The 7485-nt window shown below is 41.6% G+C and carries 9 protein-coding genes and 1 pseudogene; 2 read left to right on the forward strand and 8 right to left on the reverse strand.

The annotated features are described in order from the left end of the window. Positions 1–201 precede the first annotated feature (201 nt). The 3 genes and pseudogenes from OQ5_RS0108515 to OQ5_RS0108530 form a co-directional block, all read right to left on the reverse strand. Positions 202–837, reverse strand: a complete 636-nt coding sequence (locus OQ5_RS0108515; protein ID WP_016777083.1) for a class I SAM-dependent methyltransferase — start codon at positions 835–837, stop codon at positions 202–204. 43 nt (positions 838–880) lie between these two features. After that, entirely contained in the window at positions 881–1462 is a 582-nt protein-coding gene (locus OQ5_RS0108520) for a uracil-DNA glycosylase (protein ID WP_016777084.1), read from the reverse strand. 230 nt (positions 1463–1692) lie between these two features. Beyond that, a pseudogene (locus tag OQ5_RS0108530) lies at positions 1693–2022 on the reverse strand (DUF5320 domain-containing protein); the annotation flags it as partial. A gap of 425 nt (positions 2023–2447) precedes the next feature. Between OQ5_RS0108530 and OQ5_RS0108535 the strand changes: the two are divergent. Further along, positions 2448–2825: a VOC family protein gene (locus OQ5_RS0108535; RefSeq protein ID WP_044107744.1), complete on the forward strand. Its 378-nt coding sequence runs from the start codon at positions 2448–2450 to the stop codon at positions 2823–2825. Positions 2826–2939: 114 nt separating this feature from the next. After that, positions 2940–4529 carry a glycoside hydrolase family 43 protein gene (locus OQ5_RS0108540; RefSeq protein WP_026055186.1) on the forward strand — a complete coding sequence of 530 codons (1590 nt, stop codon included), beginning with the start codon at positions 2940–2942 and terminating at the stop codon, positions 4527–4529. A gap of 8 nt (positions 4530–4537) precedes the next feature. On the opposite strand, the gene OQ5_RS0108545 is transcribed toward OQ5_RS0108540, so the two are convergent. The 5 genes from OQ5_RS0108545 to OQ5_RS23455 form a co-directional block, all read right to left on the reverse strand. After that, positions 4538–4975, reverse strand: coding sequence for an RrF2 family transcriptional regulator (locus OQ5_RS0108545; RefSeq protein WP_026055187.1), 438 nt, complete (start codon positions 4973–4975; stop codon positions 4538–4540). A gap of 137 nt (positions 4976–5112) precedes the next feature. After that, the gene (gene ric, locus OQ5_RS0108550) at positions 5113–5835 is read right to left on the reverse strand and encodes an iron-sulfur cluster repair di-iron protein (protein WP_016777090.1); all 723 of its coding nucleotides are present in this window, start codon (positions 5833–5835) and stop codon (positions 5113–5115) included. A 148-nt stretch (positions 5836–5983) separates the two neighbouring features. Further along, positions 5984–6445: a YybH family protein gene (locus OQ5_RS0108555; protein WP_016777091.1), complete on the reverse strand. Its 462-nt coding sequence runs from the start codon at positions 6443–6445 to the stop codon at positions 5984–5986. A gap of 63 nt (positions 6446–6508) precedes the next feature. Next, positions 6509–7072, reverse strand: coding sequence for a Crp/Fnr family transcriptional regulator (locus tag OQ5_RS20610; RefSeq protein WP_016777092.1), 564 nt, complete (start codon positions 7070–7072; stop codon positions 6509–6511). 63 nt (positions 7073–7135) lie between these two features. Further along, on the reverse strand, positions 7136–7485 hold a 350-nt coding region (locus OQ5_RS23455; protein WP_026055188.1), incomplete at its 5' end, for a hypothetical protein.

Raw genomic sequence — 7485 nt, forward strand, 5'->3', positions numbered from 1 at the left:
ACTAATTTTGCCAAAAAAAACAAAAATATCAGGCGTAAGACACTAATTGCAATATTTCTTCAGGCAAAATAACCGCTCTCTCAAAAATAAACCTTTGCGTCTTTGTGTCTCTGCATTTTATCTTTTTTCCCTGATTATAGCAACTCAAATACCAGCATAAGATCATTGCTGTGTGACTTTCTTCAAAATTAGCAATTTTGCTTAACCCTTCTTTTCGCCTACCACCACAACGAAACTCCCTTCACCGTGTCCTTCCCTGGGCTCTTGTGCTTCCCGCACATCATTTAACCCGCCAAAAACCGTTTCTACTGTACATGCTACGTTAAACCCGTTTCTTTTCAGGAGATTGCAAATCTCATCGGTCGAAAAAAAGGTAGCATCCCTGTAAAAAGTACTTTCGCTTTTATATTCCTGATACTTTTTACCAACAGGGCTGTCTTTATCAACAAATCCGATGACGAATTTCCCTCGATTTCGAAGAATTCGGTACACTTCTGCAACAGCCTTTTCGGGATCATCCACAAAACAAATGGTAGTTACCATTAGGGCATAATCAAATGTTGCATCCCTGTAGGGCAGATTTTCGGCTGTTCCTTCAATACCATAGATTCCTCTTTCAACGGCCTTTTTCAACATTGCAGAAGAAGGATCGCAACCATTCCGAATCCCAAGCGGGGCAGCAAATAATCCGCTGCCAACGCCTATTTCCACTCCTGCACCGGAAGCGGGTAACACTTTTCGAATGGCTTCAAGTTCGGAAAGATAGACAGGCTCATAATCTTCAAACCACTGCTCGTATTCTGTCTGATGGTGATCGAAAGGTTCTGTTTTTGGCATAATGGTCTATTTTAACGCAAAAGCGAATAGTTTTTATCATTTTCTAAACATGGGCTGAGTAATGATCAGGATTAACAAGTTCCCTGTATTTATGAACAACCTTTTTAAAATCTTCCCATGTCGGGCGTTTTAAACCGGGATCTCTCAACAATGCAGAAGGATGATAAACAGGCATGGCCAATCTGTCTCGAACGTTAATCCATTGCCCGTGTTCTATGGTAATGCGATGATGCTGCCCGGCCATGTTCTTTAAAGCTGTAGCCCCAAGTAAGATAATAATTTTTGGATTCACCAGTTCAATTTGCTGATACAGCCAGGGAATGCATGTTTTCACTTCATCCGGTGTTGGCACCCGATTATTGGGCGGCCGGCATCTGACAATATTACTGATAAAAACATGAGCCTCCCGCGTAAAGCCACAAGCAGCAAAAATTTTATCAAGCAACTGGCCTGATGGCCCGACAAAAGGCCGCCCCTGAATATCCTCAACCTTTCCCGGAGCTTCTCCGATAATAAAAATTTCTGCATTAGAATTCCCTTCACCAAAGATAGCATGGTTTCTTGTTTGAGAAAGCTTGCATCGATGACAATTTAAAATTTCAGTTTTTAAGGAGTTGAACGACATAATAATGACTTACAGAGTAGATTATTAGATTATCAGATGCCTGCCACCTGTAAGCCGGCAGGCAGGGCAGGCAGGGCAGGCAGGGCAGGCAGGTAAGATACAAGATTACCCGAAATCTGCAAAAATTTCATTAAAATTGAGATGGTTCTCTTGCGGATTCAATTAAGAAAAAATGGGATCACAGATTGTCCCGGATCCCATTTCCATCCTTTGAAGATCAAAAAGGCTGGTTATTCATTTTCCATTTCCTTAAGACGATTCTCTATTGTCTTTAAAGAATCCTTCAAATTTTCGGCCTGTGCTTTTAGCATTTTAGCTTCATCTTTCCGGCTCATTCCCACACCCATCCAGGGAGTATTTTCAGCAGGAACATCTACGGGGGTCCCTGCCCCGCGTCCAAAACCAAAACCACGTCCGCGTCCAAAGCCACCTCCACGGCGGCCCATACCGCCACCACGGGCAGCTCCCTGTCCAAATCCTTTTGTAAATCCGGGAGTATCATATCCGTTACAAAATCCCATTGCTCTTCCGGTCATAGCACCTTGTCCTATGGGGCCGGTTCTGTCTCCTCTGGCATAATTTTTAACTTTTTTCTTTTTACGTTCTGTTTAATCTCGTTCCGTCAGAATTCATTAATGGCTATTTCTATTTAGTGCGTGTCTATAAATTCATAAAAATATTTTTACAACATGTGTGTCTGTTCAGCAAGTGCCAGTTGCAAGGCTTGCGAAGCTGCCAAAAACGCAGTTTACTCATCGTAAATGAGTATTTTGGCGGTAAGCGTAACACAGCAAATGGTACTTTATGGACAGACACTATAATTGGCAGCCATCAGAAAGAACAGACAGTCAAATCATTAGTCCCGAAACAGACGGTAAACTAAGAATCCGGCCATCTGACCATCTATTTTGTATACAAAGTTACGAAAAAGATTATGAAATGAACAATGGTTCACTTAAATTTGCAAAGAATAAAAAACGAAGAAATGATAAAACACATAGGACTAACCATCAGCAACATCCAGGAAATCTATGATTTCTATGGACAAATAATGGGATTTGAAAAAGTAAAGCAATTTCCCTTATACAGAGAAGTGGCACAGAACATTTTCGGGTACGACGAGTCGCCGGAAGTGTTTCTTCTGAAAAAGGGGAGTGTGGAGCTTGAAATATTTGTCAGCTTGCAAAAATATAAGCCGGCATGGTCACATATCTGCCTGGAAATACCGGATGCTCGTGAAATCTTCACAAAAGCAAGGGAACATAACTACCGCACCATTTTCAAAGAGAACGACAAGGGAGGAACTTTTTTTATTAGCGATTCCAGCAATAACCTTTTTGAACTAAAGCCGGATAAGCGGTGAAGAAAAAGTTAATGGTACTGAGATTGCCAGATAAAGTGAGTTTTTTGTATCTTCGACACTTACCAATTATTCTTAAACAAATATGCTCAAAAACCAATAATCCATAGTACAAAAATGAGATACGTTTATTTGATGCTGTTTCTATTCATTTCATCACAGCTGTTTTCGCAACAAGTCAATCCAAACCCGTGGGTAATGGCACCCGATACGACAGAAGAGATTACTTACCATAACCCTGTTATTCCGGGTTTTTATCCCGATCCCAGTGTTTGCCGCGTTGGTGACGATTACTACCTTGTGAACAGCTCTTTTGAATACTTCCCCGGGGTTCCGGTTTTTCACAGTAAAGACCTGGTAAACTGGGAACAAATTGGTCATTGCATATACCGGAAAGACCAAATCAAAGGGGAGATTAACATTTTTGCGCCAACCATAAGATATCACGACGGAACTTTTTACATGATTACCACCAATGTAACGCATGGCGGTAATTTTTTTGTCACGGCAGAAAATCCTGCCGGCCCCTGGAGTGATCCGATATGGATAGATATGCCGGAAATTGATCCCGACCTTTTCTTCGATGACAATGGAAGAACCTATGTAATAACTTCCAGATTCGAACTGGCTGAAATAGATATCTCAACCGGGAGGTTATTAAGCGAACGGCGAAAAATCTGGAACTCAACAGGCGGCCGTTATCCCGAAGCACCTCACATTTACAAGAAAGACGGTTTTTATTACCTGATGGCTGCCGAAGGGGGTACCGAAGAAGCCCACATGGTAACCATTGCCCGAAGTCACAATATTTGGGGCCCTTACATCGATAATCCCGCCAACCCGATAGCTACACATGTTAATTACGCCGGTATGGGTAATCCCATTCAGGGAATAGGTCATGCCGATATTATACAAGCTCACGACAAGAGCTGGTGGATGGTACTCCACGGCTACCGTAGTGTGACGGGATATCCGCCACACCACATACTTGGACGTGAAACCTGTCTCGCACCTGTAAGCTGGCCTAAAGGAGCATGGCCGGTAGTCAACGGCAATGGAACAATTTCGCTGAATATGACTGCCCCAACCTTGCCTCAGGTGCCGCTAAAAAACAAAAAAACCTTCACCGACTTCGACAATCCGCAATTGGGGCTTGAATGGAATTATATACAACCTCCAGTCGACGAAAACTTTCATCTGAATCACAAAAAAGGAACGTTAACACTGAACGGTTCAGCTTTGACAATAGGCGAAAAAGGAAGTCCAACATTTGTAGGACGCCGGCTTACCGGGATTCCGTTTGAAGCAACAACCAGAATGAAGTTCGATCCGCAAAACAAAAACGAAGAGGCCGGCTTAACTTTAGTCAACAATGGTTCGCATTTTGACATTGTAGTTTATACTAAAAACGGGAAACGCTTTCTGGCTGTAAAATTACAATTCGGACAAACCATTCACCAGTCCGAAGCCGTAGAGCTGACCCCCGGCCATATAGACCTGAGGATCGAAGGCACAGGGCCTGAATTCATTTTCTCTTACGCTCAAAACAACCAGGAGTTTGAAGTTGTGGAAAAAGCCGATGCCCGTTTTCTGAGCACTCAAACCGTGGGATGGTTCACCGGATTGTACATTGGCCTGTACGCCACCGGAAAAGGAAAACCAGCCAAAGCTCCGGCTGTTTTTGATTGGTTTGAATATCGGGATTGACGGGATGATTACACCACACTGTTAAGTACCGCCTCCCCATCACGAATTTTAGCGGCAAGCGTGCGAACAGTGGCGTTTTTCACAATCTTTTCAAAGCCGTCCCGTACCACTTTATACTGATGATGAAGAGGGCATGGATTTTCATCGCTGCAATTTTTCATCCCGAATCCACAGCGGCGAAAAATACCCACTCCTTCTACCACTTTAACAATCTGGAAAAGCGTTACATCCTCGTCTTCTTCGGAAAAGAAAAATCCCCCGCCACGACCTTTGGCAGAATGCAGCAGTTTGCTTTTAGTCAGAGTCTGTAAAATTTTGGCGGTAAATGCCACAGGGGCTTCAATATGGTTGGCTACATCGGCAACACCGGGACGTTTGTGTTCCCAGTTTTGCAACTGAACCGACACCATCGCCCTTATGGCATATTCCGAACTTTTTGACAGCATGTAATTAACGCTTTGGATTTGAAGTGGGGCAAAGATACGAAATTTTGGCAGAGAGCAGAGAGTGTGGGGCAAAGAGCAAAGAGCGATAAGCATTTTACGGCTCCATGCCCCAAGCCCTTTGCTCCATGCCCACACAACTAAGCTCCCAACTCCTCCTCGAGTCTCAACGCAGCGGGAAACAGGATGTTATTTTCCAAATGGATGTGACGGTGCAAATCCTCCTCAAATTCCTGTAACGTACGCATGGTAACCTCATAAGTGTTGCAGCCGTCATCGGGCGTCCTGTAGCCGTCTGTAATTTCCGAGATGGTCCTGAAACGATCGCCTTCTGCATTGTGCTCGGCCAGCATTACTTTTATGGGTGATTCCACTCCCTGCAAATGACTCAGGTCAACATTCCCGCCTTTTTTCGCCTTCACCAGCTTACGAATTTGCGGGAAAAGTACCAACTCTTCCTTCATCATGTGCATACTCAAATTCTCGGCACTTTCATCGAACAGGCGGGCAACATCGAAAAGTTCGGGGTGTTTCTGACCGTGAACACTGCACAACTTTTCCAGTTTGCCCTTGAGAAATGGAATTTTTTCCCTGACGTAAGTATGATGACGTTTTTCAATATAATCAGCCAGTTGGTCTGGCTCCAGGCTCTGAATGAAGCGGGCATCGAAATCCTCTTCCTGCATCACCTCCTCAAGTTGAGGTATCAGTTTTTTGACATCGACCGATGCTTTAGAGCAGGCTTCATCTAAAGAAATATTCCCGCCACAGCAAAAATCAATCTTATGATTCTCAAGAACCGGTGCAACCTTGTAACTCTCCTTTACAATGTCGCCAACAATGGTATTTGCATCTATCTTCATAGCGTTTTGTTTTGATGATTGATGATGCAAATATAAGAGTTTTGTATAAAAGGATAAATTTATCCTTTTATTTTTCAAAAAATCAACACTCCCAAAATTCCGATACTCAGCAGAAGGTAGCCGCTTAACAACAGACAGGGCAGGCTAATCAGACAACTGCATTTTGATATTTCCTGAGTAATTCCGGTTGATCAATGGACCCGTGATGTTGAAGTTGCTTCCATTCATCATTTTGCCTGATAAAGACCCTTGAAGTCCTGATGGATAAATCAACTTTCATATTACCCTTCTCAAAGAATCCTCTCTCCCTGCCTGTAACCAAAAACATATCATTGGTTGAATGGATCGTATAGTCATAGAATTCAACATATACTTTTGCATCGCTGAAGAAAATTCTTTCATAAACACTTTTAATGGTATCCCAGCCCCTCATTATTCCTCCGACAGGGTTATCCATAGAGGCTTCATCGGTATTTAACCATACTTTTTGCATTAACATTAAATCGCCCTGATTAAATGCCTGATAAAATTTAATTAACGCTACTAACCTGGGATCATCAACCTTTGCTAAATCCTCCGAACCATTAATTGTTGCAAATAAAATGTTCATAGTTTTCAGATTTTAAATTTCTACAAAGTTCGGGGATTAAAATTTCTTTACTCTTGATGTATGTTAATCCGTCATATCTTTTCTTATGCGGCTAAATGATTCAGGATGTATCCCAAGATATAAGGCAATTTGGTTTAGTGAAAGCCTGTTTTCAATGCTTCTGTATTGTTTTTTGAAAATCAGATATCTTTCGGAAGCATTGTTTATCAGGAAAGATTTTTCCCTGTTACACTTTTTAAGTGTTTGCTTTTCAAATATCTTCAGTCCAAACCTTATCCAGCTATCATCCCTTTTATAGAGATATTCAAGAAAATCCTTTGAAATGGTCAGAATCTCAGAGTCCTCAATTGCCTGGATGTTCCAATCCGTAATTTCCTGAGTAATAAAACTCGTGTAGGCAGACACAAAAGAATTTTCGGAATAAAACTCGACTATCCTTTCATTTCCCTTTTCGTCAATGACAAATGATTTCAACAATCCTGATTTTACTATTCCGATTTTTTTACAGACATGACCAGCCTCATGAAAATATTCATCCTTCCTAAAATTTTCTGTTTTTGCGTTTTCCCAGAAGAAATCTGCTTCCTCTTGCGGAAAATCAATATCTAAATCAAAAATCTTACTCATAAGACCTGATAAATATCAATAATTCGTTAAAAAAATAAACCTTCTGCCCGCCCCGATTTTTCTTTAACTCAATAAAGCAATCATAAGAAAGCACATTTTGTCATAACTGATATCGGCCACAATTTCGTGCAAAATCGCGTCGCCAAAGATCAATGGTTCACATGGTCTGAAAATTTTGAATGTATCCTGCTCTGACTGCCTGTATGCGGTACTGTAATATTGCCCCCAGCCTTTTACAACTTCCTTCTTTCTTATATACAGAGTTGATTCTTTGTCGAAAGCGACTAATGTATTATCTCCCAAATCAAGGATCATTTCACAATCAATGTTGTTTCGAAGTTTAACTTTTACCAAAGGAACTGATGATAATTGAAACTTTTGTTGATTAAAACTGCTATAACTTAAGTTTTTAA

This window comes from Anaerophaga thermohalophila str. Valhall, from assembly GCF_000250735.1.
In the GTDB taxonomy this organism is placed as follows: Bacteria; Bacteroidota; Bacteroidia; order Bacteroidales; family Marinilabiliaceae; genus Anaerophaga; species Anaerophaga thermohalophila_A.

Coding starts and splice junctions, on each gene's coding strand:
- OQ5_RS0108515 (WP_016777083.1), bottom strand. CDS start 837: ATGCCAAAAACAGAACCTTTCGATCACCATCAGACAGAATACGAGCAG.
- OQ5_RS0108520 (WP_016777084.1), bottom strand. CDS start 1,462: ATGTCGTTCAACTCCTTAAAAACTGAAATTTTAAATTGTCATCGATGC.
- OQ5_RS0108535 (WP_044107744.1), top strand. CDS start 2,448: ATGATAAAACACATAGGACTAACCATCAGCAACATCCAGGAAATCTAT.
- OQ5_RS0108540 (WP_026055186.1), top strand. CDS start 2,940: ATGAGATACGTTTATTTGATGCTGTTTCTATTCATTTCATCACAGCTG.
- OQ5_RS0108545 (WP_026055187.1), bottom strand. CDS start 4,975: ATGCTGTCAAAAAGTTCGGAATATGCCATAAGGGCGATGGTGTCGGTT.
- ric (WP_016777090.1), bottom strand. CDS start 5,835: ATGAAGATAGATGCAAATACCATTGTTGGCGACATTGTAAAGGAGAGT.
- OQ5_RS0108555 (WP_016777091.1), bottom strand. CDS start 6,445: ATGAACATTTTATTTGCAACAATTAATGGTTCGGAGGATTTAGCAAAG.
- OQ5_RS20610 (WP_016777092.1), bottom strand. CDS start 7,072: ATGAGTAAGATTTTTGATTTAGATATTGATTTTCCGCAAGAGGAAGCA.